Consider the following 23,173-nt stretch of genomic DNA (forward strand, 5'->3'; position numbering starts at 1 on the left):
GCGCGGTGCGGGAGCGGTGCTGTGTGCGGTGCGGCCATGGGGGGCCGCGCGAAAGGAAGTTCTAGGGGTGACCGCGTGCGGTTCCGTGGTCGTCCGGGTGGTCCCGATACACGTACGCGGGCGTGGCCGGTGCCGCACCGACCGGCAGGGGTTCGGGGGCCGTCGGGGCGTCCACCAGGTCACGTACGAGCGCGTGGTCCGGTGACAGGTGGCAGGCCGGGTCCGTCCGCGCGGCGTCACCCGTGAGGGCGTGGGCCTGGCAGCGGCAGCCCCCGAAGTCCTTGGTGCGCAGCTCACAGCTACGGCACGGGGCGCTCATCCACTCCTCGCCCCGGTAGAGGTTGAAGGCTCTCGACTCGCGCCAGATCCACTCCAGGGAGTGGTCCTTGACGTTGGGCGCGTCCAGCCCCGGCAGGGCTGCGGCGGCCGGGCAGGGGTAGACGGTGCCGTCCGGCGCGACCGTCATCGAGACGGCGCCCCAGCCGCCCATGCAGGGCTTGGCCGTCCCGTCCACGTAGTCCGGCACGACCCACACCAAATCCAGCCGTCCGGCCAGGCGCTCCCGCCACCGCTCGACGGACTCCCTGGCCCGGGAGATCCGGGCCCGATCGGGCAGGAGCGCGTCGCGGTTGCGCAACGCCCAGCCGTAGAACTGGGTGTTGGCCAGTTCGATGCGCTCCGCGCCCCAGGCGAGGGCGAGTTCGACGAGATCGTCCAGCGCGTCGAGGTTGGAGCGGTGCAGGACGACGTTGAGGCCGAGCGGCAGGTCCCCGGCGCGCACGAGCGCGGCCGCGCGTTCCTTGGCGGCGAACGAGCGTGCGCCCGCGATGAGTTCGGACGCGGCGGGGTCGGCGTGCTGCACCGAGAGCTGCACGCTGCGCAGCCCGGCGGCCATCAGTGCGGCCAGCCGCTTCTCGTGCAGGCCGACGCCGCTGGTGACGAGCTGGGTGTGGATTCCGGCTCCGTCGGCGGCGGCGACGATCTCGGTCAGATCCCGGCGCAGCAGCGGCTCACCGCCGGAGAGATGGGTCTGTACGACTCCGAGATCGGCGGCCTGTCGGAAGACCCCGTCCCACTGATCGGTCGTCAGTTCATCTTTCCGGCTGATGAGTTCGAGGGGGTTGGAGCAGTACGTACAGCGCAGCGGGCAGCCGTGGCTCAGCTCGGCGAGCAGCGCCCACGGCGGGGCCGGGCCGGTCCGTCCACTCACTTGAGCCAGCCTTCCGCGCGTAACCGCCCCAGGAAGACCGGCACTTCGTCGGCCACGGGGGCGCCGGGGTGCTGTTCGGCGAGGGTGGCGACGATCGTCCCGACGTCGTTCGCGCCGTCGCAGAGGCGCAGGACGGATCCGGCGTCGCCCTGGAGCACGACGACGCGCTCGGGCAGGACGATCAGGTCCGTGTCACGCACGCGGTCGTGCCGGAGGACCACCGACCGGGAGAGCACCGGTTTCCAGTCGGAGTCGGAGTCGGTGTCCGGCCGTCCGGTCATGGCCGCTCCCCCGGCTGCCCGTGGTCGACCGCGTCGAGCAGGGACCAGAGCACGTCGCACTTGAAGCGGAGCGCGGCGACCGCCGCTTCCTGTTCCCGCCGGGTCCCTGCCCAGCCGAGGACCAGGGCGAGGGCTTCCTCGCTGTCCCGCCCGCCCTGTCCGATGCGGTCGCGGAAGTAGATCAGCCCGTCGGGCTCGATCCACCGGTAGTGGAGTTCGAACGCGTCGATGCGGGTGCGCATGATGCCGGGGGCCGCCAGTTCGGTGAGGGAGGCGGCGACGGCTTCGAGCGGGGAGCCCAGCCGGCAGAAGTTGACGTATCCGTCGACCGCGAGCCGTACGCCCGGCAGGACCTCCGCGCCCGAGCGGAGCCGCGACCGGTCGATCCCGGCGGCCTCGCCGAGCCGCAGCCAGCGCTCGATACCGCCCTCCCCCTCCACCGGGCCGTCGTGGTCCTGGATGCGGCGGAGCCAGGAGCGGCGCAGCGAGGAGTCGTCGAACTTGGCGAGGATCAGGGCGTCCTTGACGGGGATGTGCCGCTGGTAGTGGAAGCGGTTGATGATCCAGCGGCGCAACTCGTCGGGTTTCAGGGTGCCTTCGTGCATCCGTACGTTGAACGGGTGGCGGTCGTGATAGCGCTCGGCGGGTACGGCGCGCAGCCGGTCCGTGAACTCCTCGGGGCTCCAGGGCCCGTCGGTCCGCGTCGCTGTCGGGGCGGCTGTGCTCACAGCTCGATCACCATTCGGTCGGCGGCGACCTCCAGGCCCCACTCCCCGAGCAGCGTGTGCTGCGGGGCGTCCGGGTCGCCGAGGGGGTTCGTGTTGTTGAGATGCGTGTAGAGGCAGCGGGCGCGCAGCCCGGAGAGCCGGCGCGCGGTGCCGCCCGGTCCGGCGATCGGCAGATGTCCCATGCCGGTGGCGGTCCGGTCCGAGATGCCGGTCCGTACGGGTTCGTCGTCGTCCCAGAAGGTGCCGTCGAGGATCACGCAGTCGGCGGCCTCGACGGCGTCCTGGAAGGTGTCGGTCCAGCGGGCGAGGGCGGGGGCGTAGACGAGACTGCGGCCGGTGGCGGTCTCGCGCAGCCGCAGCGCGACCACCCAGTTGGCGTCGTCGTCGGCCCCGTCCGCTCCGTCGGCCCCGTCCACGGCGGCCGCCCCGTCCGGTCCGTTCGCTCCGTCCGCGGTGGCGGCGTAGCGCGGGCGTTTGGGCGAGACGGGTACGGCGTCGATCTCGACGGCGCCGCCCTTGATGAGTGGCTCGGGCTCGGCGCCCAGCTCCCGCCATTCGACGTGGGTGTAGGGGGCGAGGATGTCGTCCAGTCTCATCAGGCCGGTCAGGGCCCCGTGGACGGACCGGGTGGCGAGGACGTCGAATCCCCGCGCCTCGCGGAGCCGGGCGATGCCCAGGGTGTGGTCGAGTTCGGCGTCGGTGAGGATCACTCCGGCCACGGGTGTGTCACGCGCTCCGGGCCCCGGGTGCAGGGCGGGGCTGTCCTCGATCTGGTCGCCGATGTCGGGGGTCGCGTTGACGAGATACCAGCGGTCCTCGTCGGCGCGCAGGGCGAGTGAGGCATGGCGGCGGCGCCGGTGCGGGTGCGCGCGTGCCCCGGCACAGCCGGGACACGCGCAGTTCCACTGGGGCAGCCCGCCGCCCGCCGCGGCGCCGAGCACCTGCAGCAGCATGGCGGCGGGGTCTACCGGTCGGTGAGGGCGTAGGCGGTGACCTCCAGCGCGGTCTCGACGACCACGAAGTCGGGGGTCTGCCAGTTGATCGTGCCGTCCGTGGGCTCCTGGGCCGTTTCCTGTGAGTCCTTCATGAGCCGTTGCCTGCCTTCCTGAGATGTGGGGGATCAGGGAGTGATTCAGCAGTGACTTCTCGATGACGCACGATGGCGCGGGACCACTGAACGCGCATTCACATGAATGTCCGGCGTTCAGTCATGTGCGACAGCGTTACGTCTTGGTGGAACGCGGTCAATGGGTCCGACCGCATCTCATCGGACCACATCCCGACGCGGATCGGGGGGTGCCCGCGCTTCAACTACCCGTGTGGGTGGCTTGTTCGACCGTTCGAGTCGGAGCGTCATCGGCGGGATCGACCCGGATGACCAGCTCGGGACGGTCCCACATGACCGCGGGCGGGTTCGCCGGCACCGTACCGACGCGTTCCGCGCCGACGCCGCGGTAGAAACCCTCGGCGGGCGGATGCGACACGACGCGTACGGAACCGGCACCGGCCGCGCGCGCCTCCCCCTTCATATGGTTGATCAGCCGCCGTCCGACTCCGAGGCCCTGCGCGGCGTCGGCGACGAACATCAGGTCCAGTTCGGGCGGGGCGAGCAGCAAGGCGTAGAAGCCGAGCAGCCGGCCGTCCGGGGCGGTGGCGAGGAAGACCCGGTGGGTCTCGATGTAGTCGGGCCCCACGCGGTAGCCGGCGATCATGGGCGCGTACGGGCCTTCGTAGGCGCTGGACGACCGGACGAGCCTGGTCAGCCGCCTGGCGTCACGCGCCGTGGCCCGCCGGACGGACATGTCGGCCGCGGTGCTGTCCGCCGGACGGCGGATACCGGTAATACGCGGGGTCATACTCCGAGTATTACGCATCCGGTACGGCGGCCCGCGCTGCGGGACCCGCCGGGGGCCGGTCGGGCTGCCGGGTCCCGACCCTGCTTGTACGGTCGGAAACGAGGGGAACCGGCCGGACGAGAGGAAGCAGCCATGCTCGGCAGAAGCAAGGCGTTCAGCGGTTTCGCCGTGGACGACATCCCGAGGGCACGCCTCTTCTACGGCGAGACGCTCGGCCTGGACGTCACCGAGGCGAACGGCATGCTGCGGCTGCGCCTCGCGGGCGGGGCGGAGGTGCTCGTGTATCCGAAGCCGGACCATGTCCCCGCCACGTACACGATCCTCAACTTCCCCGTGGACGACATCGAGACGGCCGTGGACGAACTGGTCAGGCGGGGCGTGCGCTTCGAGAGCTATCCCGGCATGGAGACGGACGAGAAGGGGATCTTCCGGCTCGGCGGCCCGTACATCGCGTGGTTCACCGATCCGGCGGGCAACACCCTCTCCGTGCTCCAGGACCGCCCGGCCTGACCGTTCGGCGTGGGTAGGCGCGGCACCGGTCAATCGGTGGCGCTCCTGGCGTTGTCGCGGCGGGCCCAGGCCGGCAGGACGAACCAGCAGAGCACGAACCACAGGACCAGGCCCGCGACTATCCAGAGCGCGGTGGCGTTGTGCAGCGCCACGCGCAGGATCAGCAGCAGGGCCGACGCCATGGTGCACAGCAGGAAGACCAGCCCGACGACGGTGAGCCGCGACGCCCACTCGACCATCTCGGGCTTGAGCCGACGCCCCGTGACCATCCGGTGGAAGGAGACGGGCGCGATGAGCGCGCCGGTGGCGACGGCTCCGAGCACCACCGTCGCGAGGTAGATGTTGGTGTCGGTGTCGGACAGATCGCCGAAGCGCGGCTGGAAGACCACGGTGAGCAGGAATCCGAACAGGATCTGCACCCCGGTCTGCGCGACGCGCACCTCCTGAAGCAGTTCGGCCCAGCGCCGGTCGGCCCGCTCCTCCGGCGACTCGTCCCGGCCCCTGGGCCCTGTCCCGTCCGGTCTTCTCGTGTCGTCCGTCATGCGTTCCGGGTTTCCCGGCCGGGGCCGTCCATGCGGACGGCTTCCGGCGGCACTTCATGGTCAATGCACAGGTGGGCGCCGCCCGGCAAGGGCGCGACCTTGGCCGATTCCGGACAGGCTCTTTATCCCCAACTCGGGCCAGGGCGAGCATTTTCAGCCATCGATCGGGTGCGCGCAATTCGCACGTACGACACATAAGGCTTCACCGGCAACAAGGGAGGCGTTCGGCGGAGCCCGCCGGACCGGACCCTCTCGCGGTTGTACACACCGCTGATATCGGGCACCGAACCACCCCGCAAACCCTGCGTGTTCGTGAAGTGACCCGTCGCAGCCCCCGGCATACAGGCTCAAATCCGCTGCCTCGCCGGGAGTTTCCGCCCGTATCGCGCAACTGGTTCACCTCGCCGGTTCAATTTGCAGCAAACCACAGCCCATGCGCGTGCAAAGAAAAAGTGACGCACCATCAGAAGCGTTGTCCAGGCCGGACGGTGGCGCGCGTGGCCGGGGTCCGGAAGTCGGCCTTGTGTACGAGGCGCAGCCCGTCAACGATTCCATCCGTGCGGCTCGACAGGTCCACGACCGGATAAGACCGGCCACGGACCGGCGCACGAACAACGGCCCACACCCCACGGGGCCGTGCTTTCCCCCCACCGATGGAGGATTTCGTGACCTTCAAGCGCTTCTCCCCCCGTAACGGCGTGTCCAGACGCGCTCGTGCCCTGGCCGTTTCCACCGGTCTCGTGGCCGCCGTCGCGCTCGCCGTCCCGTCAGCGGTGGCCGCACCGGCCCCCGAGGCCAAGGTGACGGCGGCTCAGCTCGCCGACGCCAGCTCCGCGGTTCGCGGCGCCGACGTGGCCGGCACCGCCTGGTACACGGACAAGGCCACCGGCAAGATCGTCGTCACCGCCGACAGCACCGTCTCGGCGGCCGAGCTGGCCGAGGTCAAGTCGGCCGTCGCCGGCACCGACGCCGGCGTGACGATCAAGCGCACCCCCGGCACCTTCAGCAAGCTGATCGCCGGCGGCGAGGCCATCACCACCGGCGGCGCCCGCTGCTCCCTCGGCTTCAACGTCACCAACGGCAGCGCCAACTACGCGCTGACCGCCGGTCACTGCACCAACATCGGCAGCAGCTGGTCCATCGGCACGACCGCCGGTACCAGCTTCCCGGGCAATGACTACGGGATCATCCAGCACTCCAACCCGGGTGCGGCCGACGGCAGGGTCTACCTGTACAACGGCGGCTACCAGGAGATCAACGGCGCGGCCGACCCGTCCGTCGGTCAGGGTGTCACCCGCAGCGGCAGCACGACGGGTGTCCACAGCGGCACCGTCACGGGCCTCAACGCGTCGGTGAACTACGGCGCCGACGGCATCGTCACCGGCATGATCCAGACCAACGTCTGCGCCGAGCCCGGCGACAGCGGCGGCGCGCTCTTCTCCGGCACCACGGCGCACGGCCTGACCTCCGGCGGCAGCGGCAACTGCTCCTCCGGCGGCACCACGTTCTACCAGCCGGTCACCGAGGCCCTCAGCGTCTACGGCGTCTCGATCATCTGAACATCCGAGGCGTCCGGGCCCCCGGGGGATGACGATCCCCTGAAGCCCTGAACGACGCAGGGACGAGCTGTCCCCGGCGGGCCGCGCCCCAGGCGCGGCCCGCCGTCGTGTGTCCGGGCGCCCGCTACTCCCGGCCGACCAGACCCGCCTCGTACGCGGCGATCGCCGCCTCCACCCGGTTGCGTACGCCCAACTTGGCCAGGATCGCGCTGACATGGGCCTTCACCGTGCCCTCGACCAGATGCAGGCGTCCGCCGATCTCGGCGTTGGACAGCCCGGAGCCGACCAGCGCCAGGACATCGTGCTCCCGCCCGGTCAGCCGCTCGGCCAGCGGTCTCACGGCCGCCGCGCCCGCCCCGCCGGCCCGCAGCCCCGCGACGACACGGGCCGCGACCTTCGGTGAGAGGTACGCGCCGCCCCCCGCCACCGCGTGCACGCCCGCCAGCAACTCCCTTGGGTCGTCCGCCTTGAGCAGGAACCCGTCGGCCCCGCCGCTCAGCGCACGGGCGATGAAATCGTCCTCGCCGAAGGTCGTCAGCATGACCACCGCCGTACCGGGCAGCTCGCGATGGATCCGTTCCGCGGCGCTGATCCCGTCGAGCCCCGGCATCTGGATGTCCAACAGGGCGACGTCCGGGCGGTGTTCGCGTACGGCGTCGACGGCCTCCCGGCCGTCCGCCGCCTCAGCGACGACCTCGATCCCCGGATCCCTCGCGAGGATCGCGCGCACTCCGGCGCGGACCAGCGCCTCGTCGTCCGCCACCAGCACTCTGACCACGGGCGGAGTGTACCGAGCCGGGTCACGGGAGGGTCCCCGACGAAAGTCGGGGGTGTGATCGCTGACGAATGTCCGATGTGTACCGCACCGGTGATTCGTACCGTCCGAAGGACAGGAACGGACGGCACCGGAAGGACGAGCACACACGTGATCACCCTGAGAGGGCTGACCAAACGCTACGGCGACACCGTCGCCGTGGACGGTCTGACGCTGGACATAGCGGAAGGCCGGGTGACCGGCTTCCTCGGCCCGAACGGGGCCGGCAAGTCGACCACCATGCGCGTGATCCTCGGGCTGGACCGTCCGAACGGCGGCACGGCTCTCATCGACGGCAGGCCGTACGCGGCGCTGCGTCATCCCGTACGCGAGGTCGGCGCGCTGCTGGACGCGAAGGCCCTGCACCCCGCACGCTCCGCGCGCGGGCATCTGACGGCGCAGGCCCGCAGCAACGGCATCGCGGTCGGCCGGGTGGACGAGGTCCTGGAGCTGGTGGGGCTGGCGTCGGTGGCCCGCAAACGCGCCGGGGCGTTCTCGCTCGGCATGTACCAGCGGCTCGGCATCGCGGGCGCCCTGCTCGGCGATCCGCGCGTCCTCGTCTTCGACGAGCCCGTCAACGGTCTCGACCCGGACGGGGTGCGCTGGGTGCGCGAGCTGATGCGCTCGCTGGCCGCCGAGGGGCGCACGGTCTTCCTCTCCAGCCATCTCATGAGCGAGATGCAGCTGACGGCCGATCAACTCGTCGTCATCGGCCGGGGAAAGCTCCTGGCGGACATGGCGATGGCGGATTTCCTGGCCGACGGCTCACAAGCCTCCGTGCGGGTCGGTGTCCCCGGCGCCGACGACCGGCGCGCGCTGGTGGAGCGGCTGGTCCGGGAGGGCGCGGACGTGGCGCCGGCCGGTGAGACGGAGCTGATCGTGACGGGCCGCACCGCAGAAGAAGTGGGGGACGCGGCACACGGGTTGGGCGTGCGACTGCATGAACTGCGCTCGGTCTGCGCCTCGTTGGAGCAGGCATACATGGAACTGACGGCTCAGAGCGTGGAGTACGGGGCGGGGGCCGGGACATGGGGGTCGGGGGCATGACGGGCGAGGGCATGAGGGGCGAGGGCATGGCGGGCGGGGGCGGGTTCGCGGGGGCGGTGGCCTCCGAGTGGACCAAGCTGTGGACGGTGCGGGCCGCGTACGTGTGCCTGGTCGCGGGCGCGCTGCTGATGGGGGTGTTCACCTTCTACTACGGCGCCATCGCCCGCATCAACGACCATCCCGTCCAGCCGGTCGGCAACGCGCCGGTGGCCGCGGCGGTGCTGGTGCAGTTCGTGGTGGTCGTCCTGGCGATGACCACGGTGACGAGCGAGTACGCGACGGGCGGGGTGCGCGCGACGCTGCTGTGGGTGCCGGTCAGACACCGGGTCGAGCTGGCCAAGGGGGTGGTCACCGCGGCGGTGGCGTTCGTGGCCGGTGTGCTGTTCGGGGTGCTGGGCACGGCCGTGGCGTGGGCGTCGTTCGAGGGCCGGGCGACCTTCGACGCCACCACGGTGCTCGGTCAAGTGCTGCTTCTGGGCGGCTACTTGGCGCTGGTGGCGGTACTGACGGTGGGGGTCTCTTTCGCCCTGCGGGCACCGGCCGGGGTACTGACGGTGCTCTTCCTGCTGCTCTACGGCGTGCCGACCGTGCTGGCGGGGCTGGGCGGCGAGGTGCTGCGAGCCGTCAACGACCATCTGCCGCACGGCGCGGGCACGCACGCCATGCTGGCCGACGACGCGCCGTATCCACGGGTGGCGGGCTTCCTGATCGTGGCGGGGTGGGCGGCCGTCGGTCATCTGATCGGGCGTCAGGTGCTGCGGCGGCGTGACGCGTAGGTCCTGTCCGGTGGCGGCGCGACGTCGTCACCCGCTGCCCGACCCGGGCACGACGTCCTTGGAGACCAGCCGGGAGCCGGTGTAGCAGAGGCGGTAGACGTCCACCTGGTCGAGCAGGCTGCCGCTGGAGCGGTAGTACGCGCACGTCGCCCCGGCGGGGCGGGGGCGGGCCTTGACGGAGTCGGAGACGTAGGGGAACTGCCGCGCCGGGAGGACGTGCGCGAACTCGGCGCGGTCCTGGCCGACTTGGAGCTGGGCGTAGTCGGCGGGCCGCAGCACGCAGGTCGCGAGCTGGAACGCGGCGTAGGCGGCGGAGCCCAGGGTGATGAGCCCGAATCCGCCGGGCACCACGAACGCGGCGGCGAACCGCAGCCTGGCCCTTCGCCGGGCGGTGGTGAGCTGTCGTACCGACTCCGACGCCGACTCCGGGTGCAGGTCCGGGTGCAGGTCCGGGTCCGGGTTCACGTCGGACTCGGAGTCGGTCGCGGCCCCGGACTCCCGTACCGGCTCCTGCCCCGCGCTCCTCGGCCGGTGCCGGCCCACCCGGTCCTGACCCACCCGGTCCGGCATCGTCGCGACGACCTCGAACCCGCTCCCGTACGGCGCGGCCCGCAGCGTCCCCCCGACCACCCCCACCCGCTCCCGCAGCCCCGTCAGACCGTGCCCTCCCGATACCGGGCCCGACGGCGAGAGCGACTTCCCCGCGTCCCCGGCCAAGTTGGTCACCCGTACGTCCGTGCGCCCGCCCTCGTGCGTGATCCGCACGCGTACCGCGCCCCCGGGAGCGTGCTTGGCCGCGTTGGTGAGCGACTCCCGCACCACCCGGTAGACGGCGCGGTCGACGAGCGGAGAGAGGCCGGGAGACGCAGGGGCGCCGTCGCGCCGCAGGTCCACCGTGACGCCGGAGTCCCGCGCCCGGTCCACCAGTTCCTCGACGGACTCGGCCGCCGGCGCCGCGGCCCGGTCACCCTCGTCGTCGCGCAACACCCCCACGGTGTCCCGCAGATGCCCGACGGCGTCCGACACGGCGGCCCTCAACTCGCCCAGATCCGCCCGGTCCTGGCCGGTCAGCGTGGGTGAGAGTTCCAGGGCGCCGGCCCGGAGGGCGATGAGGCTCAGCTCGTGCCCGAGCGAGTCGTGCATGTCGGCGGCGATCCGGGTCCGTTCCCGCAGCCGGGCCTGTTCGGCGACGAGCCGCTGCTGGCGCTCCAGGAGTTGCGCCCGCTGCCAGCCGCCGCGTACGAAAGCGAGCTGCGCCTGCCAGTAACGGCCGAAGAGCCAGGGCACCAGCAGCGCCAGGGGGAACGCCGTCAACGTGTAGTACCACCAGACCGCTCCCCCGCCCAGCACGGCGCAGAGCGCCAGGTCGAGCGCCAGACAGCCGCCGAACGCCGACAGCGCGGAGCGGGTGGTGGTGGGTCCGGTGCCCAGGAGATACGCCGATACGGCCAGCGCCACGACGTACGCGTTCGCGGGCGTGACGGGGTGTGCGAGGCCGATGGCGCACAGCGCGTTGACGGCGAAAACGGCGGCGACCGGCCACCGGCGACCTCCCGGGATCGCGACGGCGAGGACGGCCAGCGGCAGCACCAGTTCCAGCGCGACGGAGGATTCGGGGTGGCCCACGAACCAGACCAGCGCGACCCCGGCCAGGGCGAGCCACAGGGCGGTGTCGCGCACGGCCGGACCCACCGCCGTCCAGCCCCGCGTATCGCTGCTCGCGCCCGTATCGCCCGTCCGGGCCGTTTCGCTCGTCCCACCCCACCAACGCACCGTTCGAGGCTATCGAACGGCCGCGCCCCGGACGGGGCCGGTGGAGCGGGCGCCGCCACCCTGTCCGATTCGTTCAAGACCGTCGCGACGGCCCGCGCCTACCTTGGGCGCATGACTCCACGACTCGATCTGATCGGCATCGTCACCTCCGACATGGCGGCCTCGCTCGCCTTCTACCGCAGGCTCGGCCTGGACATCCCCACCGACGCGGACACCGCTCCCCATGTGGAGGCCGCCCTTCCGGGCGGGATGCGGCTGGCGTGGGACACGGAGGACGTCGTGCGCTCCTTCGACCCCGAGTGGACCCCGCCGTCGACCGGCGACCGGCTGGGCCTCAACTTCCTCTGCGACAGCCCCGCCGACGTCGACGCGGTCTACGCGGAGCTGACCGGCGCCGGGTACCGCGGGCACCTCAAGCCGTGGAACGCGGAGTGGGGCCAGCGCTACGCGGTCGTGCTCGACCCGGACGGCTGCGGCGTCTCGTTCTTCGCCAACGCCTCGTAGGCACCGAGCGTCAGACCGGTCAGATCGCGCGTCTCCCTGGCGAGGTGCGCCTGATCGGCGCAGCCGGCGGCGACGGCGGCCTCCGCGTACGGCACCGACGCCCGTACGAGCGCGAGCGCGCGCTGGAGCCGCAGGACACGGGCCAGGGTCTTGGGGCCGTAGCCGAAGGCGTCCAGGGAACGGCGGTGCAGCGCGCGGGTACCGAGGCCGACGGTGTCGGCTACGGAGGCGACCGTGTGCCCCGCGTCGAGCTCGTCGACGACGGCGCGCAGCAGCGGGTCGGGCGGTCCGGTGACGGCGATGCGGCGCAGTGCCACCGTCTCCAGGGCGGCGGCCGGGTCGGTGGCGGCGGCGACGCGCTCGGCGATCTCACGCGCCTCGGGGCCCGGCCACAGGTCGGAGAGTTCCACGCGCCGGTTGCGCAGCTCGTGCGCCGGTACGCCCAGGAGCGCGGGCGCGACACCGGGCGCGAAGCGGACCCCGACGACCTCGGCGAAGCCACCGCCGCCGTTCGACAGCTTCGGGGCGAAGGCGTGTGTGTCGGGTCCGGCGACGCTCAGCCGGCCGCCGGTCCAGAGCAGATCCATGCAGCCGTCCGGCAGGACGGGGTAGAGAGGGCCGTCGTCCCGCTCGGGCGCTGTCCGCGTCCATACGACGACGCCCTCGGCGTGCGACGCCCGTTCCCTGTACACACCTCCAGGTTACCGGCGCCGCCCCGTGGCGCCGGGGCGGCGATCACGGCCGCTGCTCCTTGTCGCGGCCCGCGTGGAAACGCGACTTCAGGTCGTCCGGAGGCAGGAAGCGGGACCACCGCTCGGGGAATTCGGAGGGCATGTCCGGGTCCGGGCCGTACTCGCCGTCGTCCGTGTCCCCCGACAGCGCCTCGTTCCTCGCCACCAGCTCCGCCGCGTGCGCCGCGCGCAGGCGCTCGTTGGCCGCGCGGGCCGCCGCCGTGGCGACGGACGGCCAGACCCGGTCGATGGCGGCGTTGACCGCCGCGCCGACCAGGACGGCGAAGGCGGAGATCCCGATCCACAGGAGGACCGCGATGGGGGCGGCGAGCGATCCGTAGATGGTGGGGCCCTCGACCGTACTCGTGAGATAGATCCTCAGCAGGAAGCTGCCGAAGACCCACATGGCGAGGGCGACGAGCGCGCCCGGCACGTCCTCTATCCACGGCGACCGCGCGGGCACGGACACGTGGTAGAGCGTGGTCAGGAACGCGACGGAGAGCAGGATCACCACCGGCCAGTACAGGACGCTGGCGACCTCCGTGCCCCAGGGGATGATGTCGACGACCCTGTCGGGCCCCACCACCGCGAGGGGCAGCACCACGGCGCCGATGAGCAGCGCCACGATGTAGAGGAGGAAGGCGAGCAGCCGGGTGGCGACGATGCCGCGGCGGCCGTCGAGTCCGTACATCACGGTGATCGTGTCGATGAAGACGTTCACCGCCCGGGAGCCCGACCAGAGCGCGATGGCGAAACCGATGGAGATGAGGTCGGGGCGTCCGCCGTGCGTGACGTCCGACAGCAGCGGTCTCGCGATCTGGTCGACGCCGCGGTCCGAGAGGACCGTGCCGACCGCGGTGAGGATGTTCTCCTCGATCGAGGCGACGGTGGTGGTGTTGGTCCAGTCGTCTATGTACCCGAGCAGGCCGAGGAGACCCATCATCAGCGGCGGCAGGGAGAGCAGCGTGAAGAACGCCGCCTCCGCGGCGAGACCGAGGATCCGGTACTCGATGCACGAGTTGACCGTGTCTTTCAGCAGCAGCCAGGTCATCCTCCGCTTGGAGACGTTGCGGTAGAGGGCACGGACCCGCCGGAGTCGGCCCGATGGCCGCTCGGGTGTTTCGTTTGCTGCCTGCACCTCCTTACCGTAGCGGCATGACTGCCAGCACTCACACAGTGACCAACCAGGTTCCGCCCCTGGTGGGATACGACGTCTTCACCGGCGACCGGGTCCTCGCGGAAGGGCTGGAGCGGCACGCCTCCCCCGAAGTCCTCGACGAGGCACGGTCGGAGCTGTCCGCGCTCGGTCTGGAAGCCGGTTCGGCGCGGGCCCAGGAGTGGGGGACCCGGGCCAACGAGAACCCGCCGAAGCTGCGTACCCACGACCGGTACGGCAACCGGATCGACGAGGTCGAGTTCCATCCGGACTGGCACCAACTCCTGGACCGGGCGGTGTCGGCGGGGCTGACGGACGCGTGGGGCAGGCCGGACGGGCATCTGCGCCGGGCCGCCGGCTTCTACGTGTGGACGCAGGCTGAGGCCGGGAACGGCTGTCCGCTGTCCATGACGCACGCGGCGGTGCCCGCGCTGCGGACGGAGCCGGAGCTCGCCGCCGAGTGGGAGCCGCGGCTCACCTCGCACCGGTACGAACCCGGTCTGCGGCCCGCCGCCGAGAAGGCCGGCGCGCTGTTCGGGATGGGCATGACCGAGAAGCAGGGCGGCAGCGACGTACGGGCCAACACGACGGCGGCCAAGCCGCTGGGCGCCGACGGCGAGTATCTGCTCACCGGGCACAAGTGGTTCTGTTCCGCGCCGATGTGCGACGGGTTCCTGGTGCTGGCGCAGGCTCCGGCCGGGCTGACGTGCTTCCTCGTTCCACGGGTGCTGCCGGACGGTACGCGCAACGTGTTCCTGATCCAGCGGCTGAAGGACAAGCTGGGCAACCGGTCGAACGCGTCGAGCGAGGTGGAGTTCGACGGCACGTGGGCCCGCCGGGTCGGCGAGGAGGGGCGTGGGGTGCGCACCATCATCGAGATGGTGGCGGCGACACGGGTGGACTGTGTGCTCGGATCGGCGGCGCTGATGCGGCAGTCGGTCGCGCAGGCGGTCCATCACGCCGCGTACCGCAGCGCGTTCGGCGGTGAGTTGATCGACAAGCCGCTGATGCGCAACGTACTGGCCGATCTGGCGCTGGAGTCGGAGGCGGCGACGACGCTGGCGCTGCGGCTGGCGGCGGCGCAGGACGCCGTGCAGAGCACCGGCTCGGAGGCGGAGCGGGCGTTCCTGCGGCTCGCGGTGCCGACGGCCAAGTACTGGGTGACGAAGCGGTGTACGCCGGTCGCGGCCGAGGCGCTGGAGTGTCTGGGCGGCAACGGTTACGTCGAGGAGTCGGGGATGCCGCGGCTGTTGCGCGAGTCGCCGCTCAACTCGATCTGGGAGGGCTCGGGGAATGTGCAGGCGCTCGACGTGCTGCGCGCGCTCCAGCGCGAGCCCGAGGCGCTCAACGCGTTCCTCCAGGAGGTGGGCAAGGCGCGCGGCGCGGACCACCGACTGGACGGGGCGATCAAGGACCTGCTGACCGAACTCGCCGATCTGAACGGTATCGAGGCCCGCGCGCGACGGCTGGTGGAGCGGATGGCGCTGGTGCTCCAGGGGTCGCTGCTGGTGCGGTGGGCGCCGCCGGCTGTCGCGGACGCGTTCTGCGCGTCACGGCTCGGCGGGGACTGGGGTACGGCGTTCGGCACGCTGCCGCACAGCCTGGACCTGGAGTCGGTGGTGACGCGGGCGCGGGCGGTCGGCTGAGTCGGGCCGCTCGACGACGGCTCGTGCCGTCGTGCCTTCTCGCGTTGGGGGCCGAGGGTGGTGCTGCGCCGACACGGCACCACCCACGACTTGAGGTCACCTTCACGCATGGGAGCGGCTGTTCGCCAGGGTTGCAAGTGGTTGCAGAATCTGCGAACCACCGTCCGTGTACGGGCCGGAGCGGCACGATGGAGCGAGCGGAGCGATCAGCTCCGCATAACGCGGAATCGATAATTCGCCGTACGCGGCGGGGGGCCCGATGAAGGACACACCGCTCAGCCTGTCCCGCCTCGCCAGGATGAACGGCGGCAACGCGACACGGCTGCTCCAGGAGATCCGGGAGGCGTCGCTGGCCGGTGACAGGCCGCCGATGGCACCCCGCCCCGTCATCGAGGCGTCGTGGCAGCGGATGCGGCGCCTGGGCGTGAGCCCCCACGGGGAGACCGGTTCGGTGGTGATGCCGCCGGAGGAGCTCGAACACCGGCGTCGTACAACGGCACTCGGCGAGGTGATTCGCGGAGTCTGCGACGAGCTCGGCGGCTTCGTCGACTCGTCGCTCCAGATCCTGGTGGTCTCCGACGAGCAGGGCCGGGTCCTGTGGCGCGAGGGCAACACCAGGGTGAAGCGGCGGGCCGACGGCATCAGCCTTGAGGAGGGCGCGTCCTGGGCCGAGCAGGCCACCGGGACCAACGCCATCGGTACGGCGCTGGCCGCCAGGGTCCCGGTGCAGGTCCACTCGGCCGAGCACTTCGTGCGCAACCTGACGCGGTGGACCTGTGCGGCGGCGCCGGTGCACGATCCGCGCGACGGCCGGCTGCTGGGTGTCGTCGACGTGAGCGGCCCGGCGACGAGTTTCCATCCGACGACGCTGGCGCTGGTGACCGCCGTCGCCAGGCTCGCCGAGGGCGAGCTGCGGGAGCGGCATCTGCGGGCCGTGGAACGGCTGCGCTCGGTGGCGGCGCCGATCCTGTGCCGGGTGGGCGGGCGGGCCGCGGCCGTCGACACACACGGCTGGACGGCCGCCGTGACGGGCATGGCGCCGGTCGACCGGCTGCCGCTGCCCAAGTCGGTTCGACCGGGTCGGCTCTGGCTGCCGTCGCTCGGCATGTGCACCGTCGAGCCGCTGCCCGGCGGCTGGCTGCTGACCGTGGAGGAGGAGCCGCCGCCGGACGCGCCCAGCAAGGTCGTGCTGGACCTGAGCCGCTCCCGGCGCTGGTCCGTGACGGTCTCGGGGGCGGCGGGCAGCTGGGCGCAGGAGCTGACCCCGCGCCACGCGGAGCTGCTGTACGTGCTGGCCGTGCACCGGGAGGGCCGGAGCGCGGCGGAGCTGGCGGCCGATGTCTTCGGGGACCCGACGCGCACGGTGACGGTGCGGGCCGAGATGTCGCGGGTGCGCCGTCATCTGGCGGGGGTGCTGGCCCACCGGCCGTACCGCTTCAAGGAGGAGGTGGAGGTGACGGTCGTACGGCCGGACCACCCGGCGGATCTGCTCCCCCACTCGACGGCCCCGGCGGTGACGGACGGGCGGGTCGCGCATTGAACAGGTCCGGTGACGGAGTCCGGCTCCCGGGCCGTAGCCGTCCTCGATCGCCGGACGGTCTGCAAATGACCCACCGCGGCCGGTTTGGCCGGAAGAAGGCCGCGTGATTCCCTGACGCCCATGAGCATCACTGTGACCACCTGGTCCCTGGAACAGACCTCACCGGCCGATCTGCGGCCGACCACCGCGCCCGACGGGGACGTGCGGATCGTCCGGTCCGAAGTCCCCTCGGCGGAGTTCAGCCGGTTCCTCTACACCGCCGTCGGCGGTGACATCCGCTGGACCGACCGGCTCTCCCTGTCGTACGAGGAGTGGCACGAGGCCGTCTCCCGGCCGGGCGTCGAGACGTGGGTGGCGTACGAGAAGGGCACCCCGGCCGGTTACGTGGAGCTGGAGGCGCAGGACGACGGCACGGTCGAGATCGTGTACTTCGGGCTCATCCCGGCCTTCCGGGGCCGCCGGATCGGCGGGCATCTGCTGTCGTACGGTGTGGCGCGCGCCTGGGACATGGCGGAGCGCAGGCCGGAGCGGACACCGACGAAGCGGGTCTGGCTGCACACCTGCTCCAAGGACGGGGAGCACGCGATGGACAACTATCTGCGCCGTGGCTTCACCCTCTTCGACACGAAGGTGGCCGAGGAGCCCGACGTGACGGCGCCGGGGCCGTGGGCCGGTGCCCATCCGACACCCCATCTCGAATAGTGGGACACTCCCGTCCACATCGTGGATCGTGGTGGACTGCCCTCAGATCCGCGTGCCAGGCTTCCCCCATGTCTACAGCTGGAATTGCCTTGGTGAGTCGGCGGCACGTCGATCTCTGCCGCATGTCCAGCGCCATCTGTCGGGCGAGCTGACCAGCACAGCTCCTGTCGCTCCCCCTCGCTCGCCCCCGCTCGATCCTCCCTCTGCGCACCGCTGCGCCGCCAGCCCCGTGTGCAGGTCAGAGCCGCCCTCCGTAGTCCCGAAGGACGTATCCAGCCATGGCCGCCACCCCTGAGAAGCCCGCTGCCGCCACGCCCCGCCGCAAGGTGAGCCGTCACCGCGGCGAGGGCCAGTGGGCCGTGGGTCACTTCACTCCCCTCAACGCCAACGAGCAGGCCAAGAAGGACGACGACGGTCTCAATGTGCGGACACGCATTGAGACGATCTACTCGAAGGCCGGATTCGACTCCATCGACCCCGCCGACCTGCGGGGACGGATGCGCTGGTGGGGGCTGTACACCCAGCGCAAGCCCGGCATCGACGGCGGCAAGACCGCGATCCTGGAGCCGGAGGAGCTGGACGACAAGTACTTCATGCTGCGGGTCCGGATCGACGGCGGCCGGCTGACCACCGAGCAGCTGCGGGTCATCGGCCAGATCTCGCACGAGTTCGGCCGGGACACCGCCGACATCACCGACCGGCAGAACATCCAGCTGCACTGGATCCGGATCGAGGACGTCCCCGAGATCTGGCGGCGGCTGGAGGACGTCGGTCTGTCGACCACCGAGGCCTGCGGCGACACGCCCCGCGTGATCCTCGGCTCACCGGTCGCGGGCGTGGCCGAGAACGAGATCATCGACGGCACCCCGGCGATCGACGAGATCAACGAACGGTTCATCGGCACCAAGGAGTTCTCGAACCTCCCGCGCAAATTCAAGACGGCCGTCTCAGGATCGCCGCTGCTCGACGTCGCGCACGAGATCAACGACATCGCCTTCGTCGGAGTCGAGCACCCCGACCACGGCCCCGGCTTCGACCTGTGGGTCGGCGGCGGACTGTCGACCAACCCCAAGATCGGCCAGCGGCTCGGCGCCTGGGTCCCGCTGGAGGAGGTGGCCGACGTCTGGGCCGGTGTCATCGGGATCTTCCGCGACTACGGCTACCGCAGGCTGCGCACCCGCGCCCGGCTGAAGTTCCTCCTCGCCGACTGGGGCACGGAGAAGTTCCGGCAGATCCTTCAGGACGAGTATCTGAAGCGGACGCTCATCGACGGCCCCGCGCCCGCGCGGCCCGTGGAGGAGTGGCGCGACCACGTCGGGGTGCACCGCCAGAAGGACGGCCGCTTCTACGTCGGCTTCGCGCCGCGTGTCGGCCGGGTGGACGGGCCGACCCTGAAGAACATCGCGGACCTCGCCGAGGAGCACGGCTCCGGCCGGGTACGGACCACCGTCGAGCAGAAGATGATCGTGCTCGACGTGGCCGAGGACCGGATCGAGTCGCTGGTCGCGGGCCTGGAATCGCTCGATCTGCGGGTCAAGCCGTCGCCGTTCCGGCGCGGCACGATGGCCTGCACCGGTATCGAGTTCTGCAAGCTGGCGATCGTCGAGACCAAGGCGCGCGGCGCCTCGCTGATCGACGAACTCGAGGGCCGTATCCCCGACTTCGACCAGCCGATCACCATCAACGTCAACGGCTGCCCCAACGCCTGCGCCCGGATCCAGGTCGCGGACATCGGTCTCAAGGGCCAGTTGATGCTGGACGGCGACGGCAACCAGGTCGAGGGCTACCAGGTGCACCTCGGCGGCGCGCTCGGTCTTGAGCCCGCGTTCGGCCGCAAGGTCCGCGGTCTGAAGGTCACCGCCGTCGAGCTCCCCGACTACGTCGAGCGTGTCCTGACGCGCTTTCAGAAGGAGCGCGAGAGCGACGAGCGCTTCGCCACCTGGGCGGCCCGCGCGTCCGAGGAGGCGCTGTCGTGAGCGAGCGCGCCGCCCCGTTCTACTGCCCCTACTGCGGCGACGAGGACCTGCGCCCGAACGAGGAGGGCCACGGCGCCTGGGAATGCGGGGCCTGCAACCGGGCCTTCCAACTGAAGTTCCTCGGGCTGCTGACTCGTGGCCTGACGACGGACGACGGAGGGGAACGGATATGACCACTCTCACCGGGACCGACGCACAGACGGCCGACGACAAGAAGGCCGCCGAACTCAAGGATCTCGCCGAACGCGCGGGCCGCGAACTCGAAGACGCCTCCGCCCTTGAGATCCTCACCTGGGCCACCACCACCTTCGGCGCGCGCTTCTGCGTCACCTCCTCCATGGAGGACGCGGTGGTCGCCCATCTCGCCTCCCGCGCCCTGCCGGGCGTCGACGTGGTCTTCCTCGACACCGGCTACCACTTCCCCGAGACGATCGGCACCCGTGACGCCGTCGCCGCCGTGATGGACGTCAACGTCATCACGCTCACCCCCCGGCGGACGGTGGCCGAACAGGACGCCGAGCACGGCCCGAAACTGCACGACCGCGACCCCGACCTGTGCTGCGCCCTGCGCAAGGTCAAGCCCCTCGAAGAGGGCCTGACCGCGTACGACGCCTGGGCGACCGGCCTGCGCCGCGACGAGTCGCCGACCCGCGCGAACACCCCGGTCGTCGGCTGGGACGACAAGCGCCGCAAGGTCAAGGTCTCGCCGATCGCCCGCTGGACCCAGGAGGACGTGGAGGCGTACGTCGCCGAACACGGCGTCCTCACCAACCCGCTGCTGACGGACGGTTACGCCTCCGTGGGCTGCGCTCCCTGCACCCGCCGCGTGCTGGAGGGCGAGGACGCCCGCGCCGGCCGCTGGGCGGGCAACTCCAAGACCGAATGCGGGCTTCACTGATGAGCCGTACCGAGCAGGGCGCGACGATCTGGCTCACCGGTCTGCCCAGCGCGGGCAAGACCACCATCGCCGTCGAACTGGCCGCCCGGCTGCGCGCCGAGGGCCACCGCGTGGAGGTCCTGGACGGCGACGAGATCCGCGAATTCCTCTCCGCGGGCCTCGGCTTCAGCCGCGAGGACCGGCACACCAACGTCCAGCGCATCGGATTCGTCGCCGAACTGCTGGCGTCGAACGGCGTCAAGGCGCTGGTGCCGGTGATCGCCCCGTACACCGACAGCCGCGAGGCCGTACGCAAGCGTCACCAGAGCGAGGGCACCGCGTATCTGGAGGTGCATGTCGCGACTCCGGTCGAGGTGTGCTCCGTACGGGACGTGAAGGGCCTGTACGCGAAGCAGGCGGCCGGCGAGATCAGCGGTCTCACCGGCGTCGACGACCCCTACGAGGCCCCCGAGGAGCCCGATCTGCGGATCGAGTCGCACACGCAGTCCGTGCAGGAGTCCGCGGCGGCGCTCCACGCGCTGCTCACCGAGAGGGGTCTGGCCCGATGACGACCACCGTCGCATCCGTCACCGGCGGAACCGATGGCAGCGACCGCGACGAGGGGACCGAGGGCGCCGGCGGTGAGGCGCCGTACGCCCTGAGTCATCTGGACGCCCTGGAGTCGGAGGGTGTGCACATCTTCCGTGAGGTGGCGGGCGAGTTCGAGCGGCCGGTGATCCTCTTCTCCGGCGGCAAGGACTCCATCGTCATGCTGCATCTGGCGCTGAAGGCGTTCGCGCCCGCGCCGGTGCCCTTCACGCTGCTGCACGTCGACACCGGTCACAACTTCCCCGAGGTGCTGGCCTACCGCGACCGTACGGTGGCCGAGCACGGGCTGCGCCTGCACGTGGCGTCCGTGCAGGAGTACATCGACGCGGGGACGCTGCGCGAGCGCCCGGACGGCACCCGTAACCCGCTCCAGACCCTGCCGCTGACGGAGAAGATCCAGGCCGAGCGGTTCGACGCGGTCTTCGGCGGTGGCCGCCGCGACGAGGAGAAGGCGCGGGCGAAGGAGCGGGTGTTCTCGCTGCGCGACGAGTTCTCGCAGTGGGACCCGCGGCGCCAGCGCCCCGAGCTGTGGCAGCTCTACAACGGACGGCACGCGCCGGGCGAGCACGTCCGGGTCTTCCCGCTCTCCAACTGGACCGAGCTGGACGTGTGGCAGTACATCGCACGCGAGGGCATCGAGCTGCCGGAGATCTACTTCGCGCACGAGCGTGAGGTCTTCAACCGCCACGGCATGTGGCTGACGGCGGGCGACTGGGGCGGCCCCAAGGACGGCGAGCCCACCGAGACCCGCCTCGTGCGCTACCGCACCGTCGGCGACATGTCCTGCACGGGAGCCGTCGACTCCGAGGCCACCACGCTGGACGCCGTCATCACGGAGATCACCGCCTCCCGCCTCACCGAGCGCGGCGCCTCCCGCGCCGACGACAAAATGTCCGAGGCCGCCATGGAAGACCGCAAGCGCGAAGGGTACTTCTAACCATGACGACCACCGGGCACCCGTCCGCCGACCAGCTGACCGAGCAGCTGTCGGCCACCACCCTGCTGCGCTTCGCCACCGCCGGTTCCGTGGACGACGGCAAGTCGACGCTGGTGGGGCGGCTGCTGCACGACTCGAAGTCCGTGCTCACCGACCAGTTGGAGGCCGTCGAGCGCGCCTCGCTCGGCCGCGGCCAGGACACCCCCGACCTGGCGCTGCTCACCGACGGGCTGCGCGCCGAGCGCGAGCAGGGCATCACCATCGATGTCGCCTACCGCTACTTCGCCACGCCCCGGCGCCGGTTCATCCTCGCCGACACCCCCGGGCATGTGCAGTACACCCGGAACATGGTGACCGGCGCCTCCACCGCCGAGCTGGCCGTCGTGCTGGTCGACGCGCGCAACGGGGTGGTCGAGCAGACCCGCCGGCACGCGGCGGTCGCCGCCCTGCTGCGGGTCCCGCACGTGGTGCTGGCCGTGAACAAGATGGACCTCGTGGAGTACGCGGAGCCCGTGTTCGCCGCGATCGCCGAGGAGTTCACCGCGTACGCCGCCTCGCTGGGCGTCCCCGAGGTCACCGCGATCCCGATCTCGGCGCTGGCCGGGGACAACGTGGTGGAGCCCTCGGGACACATGGACTGGTACGGCGGGCCGACCGTCCTGGAGCACTTGGAGACCGTCGCGGTCAGCCACGACCTGTCCGGCTGCCCGGCGCGCTTCCCCGTCCAGTACGTGATCCGGCCGCAGAGCGCCGAGCACCCCGACTACCGCGGCTACGCGGGCCAGATCGCCTCCGGCGTGCTGCGCGTCGGCGAGGCCGTGACCGTGCTGCCGTCCGGCCGTACCAGCACCATCGAGGGCATCGACGCGCTCGGCGAGAGCGTCGACATCGCGTGGGCGCCGCAGTCGGTGACGATCCGGCTCGCCGACGACGTGGACGTCTCGCGCGGCGATCTGATCGCGCCCAGCTCCGGAGTCCCCGCGAGCACGCAGGACATCGAGGCGACCGTCTGCCATGTCGCGGACCGGCCGCTGACCGTCGGCCAGCGGGTGCTGCTGAAGCACACGACCCGCACGGTGAAGGCGATCGTGAAGGACATCCCGTCCCGGCTCACCCTGGACGACCTGTCGCAGCACCCCGCGCCGGGGCAGCTCGTCGCCAACGACATCGGCCGGGTCACGGTCCGTACGGCCGAACCGCTGGCGCTCGACGCCTACCGCGACTCTCGCCGTACCGGCTCCTTCATCCTGATCGACCCGGCCGACGGCACCACGCTGTCGGCCGGCATGGCGGGCGACTCGTTCGCCGCCGAACCGCCGCCCGCCCCGGTGGCGGACACCGGCGACGACGAGGGCTGGGACTTCTGATGCCCGTCGAGATGGTGGATGTGTTCGCGACG

26 protein-coding genes are annotated in these 23,173 nt (G+C 71.5%); 15 read left to right on the top strand and 11 right to left on the bottom strand.

Going from position 1 to position 23,173, the window contains the following annotated elements; all coding sequences use genetic code 11:
- Positions 1-61 precede the first annotated feature (61 nt).
- The 6 genes from pqqE to ACFWHU_RS02755 all read right to left on the bottom strand — a co-directional run bounded on the left by pqqE (position 62) and on the right by ACFWHU_RS02755 (position 4,075).
- Positions 62-1,210 (bottom strand): pyrroloquinoline quinone biosynthesis protein PqqE, encoded by a 1,149-nt coding sequence (pqqE, locus tag ACFWHU_RS02730; protein ID WP_387223431.1) that lies wholly within the window; start codon positions 1,208-1,210, stop codon positions 62-64.
- Positions 1,207-1,491, bottom strand: coding sequence for a pyrroloquinoline quinone biosynthesis peptide chaperone PqqD (pqqD, locus tag ACFWHU_RS02735; protein ID WP_387223433.1), 285 nt, complete (start codon positions 1,489-1,491; stop codon positions 1,207-1,209). The genes pqqE and pqqD overlap by 4 nt, the downstream gene beginning before the upstream one ends.
- The gene (pqqC, locus tag ACFWHU_RS02740; protein WP_385800530.1) at positions 1,488-2,219 is read right to left on the bottom strand and encodes a pyrroloquinoline-quinone synthase PqqC; all 732 of its coding nucleotides are present in this window, start codon (positions 2,217-2,219) and stop codon (positions 1,488-1,490) included. Before pqqC ends, pqqD begins: the two co-directional genes overlap by 4 nt.
- The gene (gene pqqB, locus ACFWHU_RS02745; RefSeq protein WP_387223436.1) at positions 2,216-3,172 is read right to left on the bottom strand and encodes a pyrroloquinoline quinone biosynthesis protein PqqB; all 957 of its coding nucleotides are present in this window, start codon (positions 3,170-3,172) and stop codon (positions 2,216-2,218) included. The genes pqqC and pqqB overlap by 4 nt, the downstream gene beginning before the upstream one ends.
- Before the next feature lie 11 nt (positions 3,173-3,183).
- Complete coding sequence (gene pqqA, locus ACFWHU_RS02750; protein WP_387223438.1) at positions 3,184-3,306, bottom strand: pyrroloquinoline quinone precursor peptide PqqA; 123 nt, start codon at positions 3,304-3,306, stop codon at positions 3,184-3,186.
- Between the two features lie 220 nt (positions 3,307-3,526).
- Positions 3,527-4,075 carry a GNAT family N-acetyltransferase gene (locus tag ACFWHU_RS02755; RefSeq protein WP_385800525.1) on the bottom strand — a complete coding sequence of 183 codons (549 nt, stop codon included), beginning with the start codon at positions 4,073-4,075 and terminating at the stop codon, positions 3,527-3,529.
- 132 nt (positions 4,076-4,207) lie between these two features.
- Between ACFWHU_RS02755 and ACFWHU_RS02760 the strand changes: the two genes are divergently transcribed.
- Positions 4,208-4,585 carry a VOC family protein gene (locus ACFWHU_RS02760; protein WP_387223440.1) on the top strand — a complete coding sequence of 126 codons (378 nt, stop codon included), beginning with the start codon at positions 4,208-4,210 and terminating at the stop codon, positions 4,583-4,585.
- A 29-nt stretch (positions 4,586-4,614) separates the two neighbouring features.
- Here ACFWHU_RS02760 and ACFWHU_RS02765 read toward each other — a convergent pair whose 3' ends face one another.
- Positions 4,615-5,127, bottom strand: coding sequence for a DUF6328 family protein (locus tag ACFWHU_RS02765; RefSeq protein WP_385800521.1), 513 nt, complete (start codon positions 5,125-5,127; stop codon positions 4,615-4,617).
- 665 nt (positions 5,128-5,792) lie between these two features.
- Here ACFWHU_RS02765 and ACFWHU_RS02770 point away from each other — a divergent pair.
- Complete coding sequence (locus ACFWHU_RS02770) at positions 5,793-6,686, top strand: S1 family peptidase (RefSeq protein WP_385800520.1); 894 nt, start codon at positions 5,793-5,795, stop codon at positions 6,684-6,686.
- A gap of 124 nt (positions 6,687-6,810) precedes the next feature.
- Here the strand turns inward: ACFWHU_RS02770 and ACFWHU_RS02775 are convergent, their stop codons facing one another.
- Positions 6,811-7,455 carry a response regulator gene (locus ACFWHU_RS02775; protein WP_387223966.1) on the bottom strand — a complete coding sequence of 215 codons (645 nt, stop codon included), beginning with the start codon at positions 7,453-7,455 and terminating at the stop codon, positions 6,811-6,813.
- A gap of 156 nt (positions 7,456-7,611) precedes the next feature.
- On the opposite strand from ACFWHU_RS02775, the gene ACFWHU_RS02780 reads away from it, so the two are divergent.
- On the top strand, positions 7,612-8,547 hold the full coding sequence (locus ACFWHU_RS02780) for an ABC transporter ATP-binding protein (RefSeq protein ID WP_387223443.1): 936 nt from the start codon (positions 7,612-7,614) through the stop codon (positions 8,545-8,547).
- Complete coding sequence (locus ACFWHU_RS02785; RefSeq protein WP_387223445.1) at positions 8,544-9,323, top strand: ABC transporter permease; 780 nt, start codon at positions 8,544-8,546, stop codon at positions 9,321-9,323. Before ACFWHU_RS02780 ends, ACFWHU_RS02785 begins: the two co-directional genes overlap by 4 nt.
- Positions 9,324-9,350: 27 nt before the next feature.
- Here ACFWHU_RS02785 and ACFWHU_RS02790 read toward each other — a convergent pair whose 3' ends face one another.
- Positions 9,351-11,003: a sensor histidine kinase gene (locus tag ACFWHU_RS02790; protein WP_387223447.1), complete on the bottom strand. Its 1,653-nt coding sequence runs from the start codon at positions 11,001-11,003 to the stop codon at positions 9,351-9,353.
- A 204-nt stretch (positions 11,004-11,207) separates the two neighbouring features.
- Here ACFWHU_RS02790 and ACFWHU_RS02795 point away from each other — a divergent pair, with 204 nt between their 5' ends.
- Positions 11,208-11,600, top strand: a complete 393-nt coding sequence (locus ACFWHU_RS02795; RefSeq protein WP_385800512.1) for a VOC family protein — start codon at positions 11,208-11,210, stop codon at positions 11,598-11,600.
- On the opposite strand, the gene ACFWHU_RS02800 is transcribed toward ACFWHU_RS02795, so the two are convergent.
- On the bottom strand, positions 11,540-12,292 hold the full coding sequence (locus ACFWHU_RS02800; protein ID WP_387223449.1) for a DUF6597 domain-containing transcriptional factor: 753 nt from the start codon (positions 12,290-12,292) through the stop codon (positions 11,540-11,542). The genes ACFWHU_RS02795 and ACFWHU_RS02800 overlap by 61 nt on opposite strands.
- Positions 12,293-12,335: 43 nt before the next feature.
- Positions 12,336-13,469, bottom strand: coding sequence for a YihY/virulence factor BrkB family protein (locus ACFWHU_RS02805; RefSeq protein ID WP_385800508.1), 1,134 nt, complete (start codon positions 13,467-13,469; stop codon positions 12,336-12,338).
- Positions 13,470-13,486: 17 nt separating this feature from the next.
- Between ACFWHU_RS02805 and ACFWHU_RS02810 the strand changes: the two genes are divergently transcribed.
- The 10 genes from ACFWHU_RS02810 to ACFWHU_RS02855 all read left to right on the top strand — a co-directional run bounded on the left by ACFWHU_RS02810 (position 13,487) and on the right by ACFWHU_RS02855 (position 23,141).
- Positions 13,487-15,133, top strand: coding sequence for an acyl-CoA dehydrogenase family protein (locus ACFWHU_RS02810; RefSeq protein ID WP_385800506.1), 1,647 nt, complete (start codon positions 13,487-13,489; stop codon positions 15,131-15,133).
- Between the two features lie 259 nt (positions 15,134-15,392).
- A complete protein-coding gene (locus tag ACFWHU_RS02815) occupies positions 15,393-16,673 on the top strand; it encodes a GAF domain-containing protein (protein ID WP_385800504.1) in 1,281 nt (426 codons plus the stop codon).
- A 120-nt stretch (positions 16,674-16,793) separates the two neighbouring features.
- Complete coding sequence (locus tag ACFWHU_RS02820) at positions 16,794-17,375, top strand: GNAT family N-acetyltransferase (protein ID WP_387223452.1); 582 nt, start codon at positions 16,794-16,796, stop codon at positions 17,373-17,375.
- A 68-nt stretch (positions 17,376-17,443) separates the two neighbouring features.
- A complete protein-coding gene (locus tag ACFWHU_RS02825) occupies positions 17,444-17,527 on the top strand; it encodes a putative leader peptide (RefSeq protein ID WP_329082446.1) in 84 nt (27 codons plus the stop codon).
- A 126-nt stretch (positions 17,528-17,653) separates the two neighbouring features.
- Positions 17,654-19,351, top strand: coding sequence for a nitrite/sulfite reductase (locus ACFWHU_RS02830; protein ID WP_387223454.1), 1,698 nt, complete (start codon positions 17,654-17,656; stop codon positions 19,349-19,351).
- On the top strand, positions 19,348-19,524 hold the full coding sequence (locus ACFWHU_RS02835) for a hypothetical protein (protein WP_385800498.1): 177 nt from the start codon (positions 19,348-19,350) through the stop codon (positions 19,522-19,524). The genes ACFWHU_RS02830 and ACFWHU_RS02835 overlap by 4 nt, the downstream gene beginning before the upstream one ends.
- Positions 19,521-20,249 carry a phosphoadenylyl-sulfate reductase gene (locus ACFWHU_RS02840; protein WP_385800496.1) on the top strand — a complete coding sequence of 243 codons (729 nt, stop codon included), beginning with the start codon at positions 19,521-19,523 and terminating at the stop codon, positions 20,247-20,249. Before ACFWHU_RS02835 ends, ACFWHU_RS02840 begins: the two co-directional genes overlap by 4 nt.
- Entirely contained in the window at positions 20,249-20,797 is a 549-nt protein-coding gene (gene cysC, locus ACFWHU_RS02845; RefSeq protein WP_385800494.1) for an adenylyl-sulfate kinase, read from the top strand. Before ACFWHU_RS02840 ends, cysC begins: the two co-directional genes overlap by 1 nt.
- Complete coding sequence (cysD, locus tag ACFWHU_RS02850) at positions 20,794-21,774, top strand: sulfate adenylyltransferase subunit CysD (RefSeq protein WP_387223457.1); 981 nt, start codon at positions 20,794-20,796, stop codon at positions 21,772-21,774. The genes cysC and cysD overlap by 4 nt, the downstream gene beginning before the upstream one ends.
- A gap of 2 nt (positions 21,775-21,776) precedes the next feature.
- Positions 21,777-23,141, top strand: coding sequence for a sulfate adenylyltransferase subunit 1 (locus tag ACFWHU_RS02855; protein WP_387223459.1), 1,365 nt, complete (start codon positions 21,777-21,779; stop codon positions 23,139-23,141).
- The last annotated feature ends 32 nt before the right edge of the window (positions 23,142-23,173 follow it).

The sequence above is a fragment of the Streptomyces sp. NPDC060366 genome, assembly GCF_042725135.1.
Taxonomy (GTDB): Bacteria; Actinomycetota; Actinomycetes; order Streptomycetales; family Streptomycetaceae; genus Streptomyces.

Bases quoted from the DNA above. Each gene is read 5' to 3' on its own strand.
- ACFWHU_RS02765 (WP_385800521.1), bottom strand. From the start codon at position 5,127: ATGACGGACGACACGAGAAGACCGGACGGGACAGGGCCCAGGGGCCGG.
- ACFWHU_RS02840 (WP_385800496.1), top strand. From the start codon at position 19,521: ATGACCACTCTCACCGGGACCGACGCACAGACGGCCGACGACAAGAAG.
- ACFWHU_RS02795 (WP_385800512.1), top strand. From the start codon at position 11,208: ATGACTCCACGACTCGATCTGATCGGCATCGTCACCTCCGACATGGCG.
- ACFWHU_RS02820 (WP_387223452.1), top strand. From the start codon at position 16,794: ATGAGCATCACTGTGACCACCTGGTCCCTGGAACAGACCTCACCGGCC.
- ACFWHU_RS02760 (WP_387223440.1), top strand. From the start codon at position 4,208: ATGCTCGGCAGAAGCAAGGCGTTCAGCGGTTTCGCCGTGGACGACATC.
- ACFWHU_RS02830 (WP_387223454.1), top strand. From the start codon at position 17,654: ATGGCCGCCACCCCTGAGAAGCCCGCTGCCGCCACGCCCCGCCGCAAG.
- pqqA (WP_387223438.1), bottom strand. From the start codon at position 3,306: ATGAAGGACTCACAGGAAACGGCCCAGGAGCCCACGGACGGCACGATC.
- ACFWHU_RS02855 (WP_387223459.1), top strand. From the start codon at position 21,777: ATGACGACCACCGGGCACCCGTCCGCCGACCAGCTGACCGAGCAGCTG.
- ACFWHU_RS02815 (WP_385800504.1), top strand. From the start codon at position 15,393: ATGAAGGACACACCGCTCAGCCTGTCCCGCCTCGCCAGGATGAACGGC.
- cysD (WP_387223457.1), top strand. From the start codon at position 20,794: ATGACGACCACCGTCGCATCCGTCACCGGCGGAACCGATGGCAGCGAC.
- ACFWHU_RS02785 (WP_387223445.1), top strand. From the start codon at position 8,544: ATGACGGGCGAGGGCATGAGGGGCGAGGGCATGGCGGGCGGGGGCGGG.
- ACFWHU_RS02825 (WP_329082446.1), top strand. From the start codon at position 17,444: ATGTCTACAGCTGGAATTGCCTTGGTGAGTCGGCGGCACGTCGATCTC.
- ACFWHU_RS02755 (WP_385800525.1), bottom strand. From the start codon at position 4,075: ATGACCCCGCGTATTACCGGTATCCGCCGTCCGGCGGACAGCACCGCG.
- ACFWHU_RS02810 (WP_385800506.1), top strand. From the start codon at position 13,487: ATGACTGCCAGCACTCACACAGTGACCAACCAGGTTCCGCCCCTGGTG.
- pqqD (WP_387223433.1), bottom strand. From the start codon at position 1,491: ATGACCGGACGGCCGGACACCGACTCCGACTCCGACTGGAAACCGGTG.
- cysC (WP_385800494.1), top strand. From the start codon at position 20,249: ATGAGCCGTACCGAGCAGGGCGCGACGATCTGGCTCACCGGTCTGCCC.
- pqqB (WP_387223436.1), bottom strand. From the start codon at position 3,172: ATGCTGCTGCAGGTGCTCGGCGCCGCGGCGGGCGGCGGGCTGCCCCAG.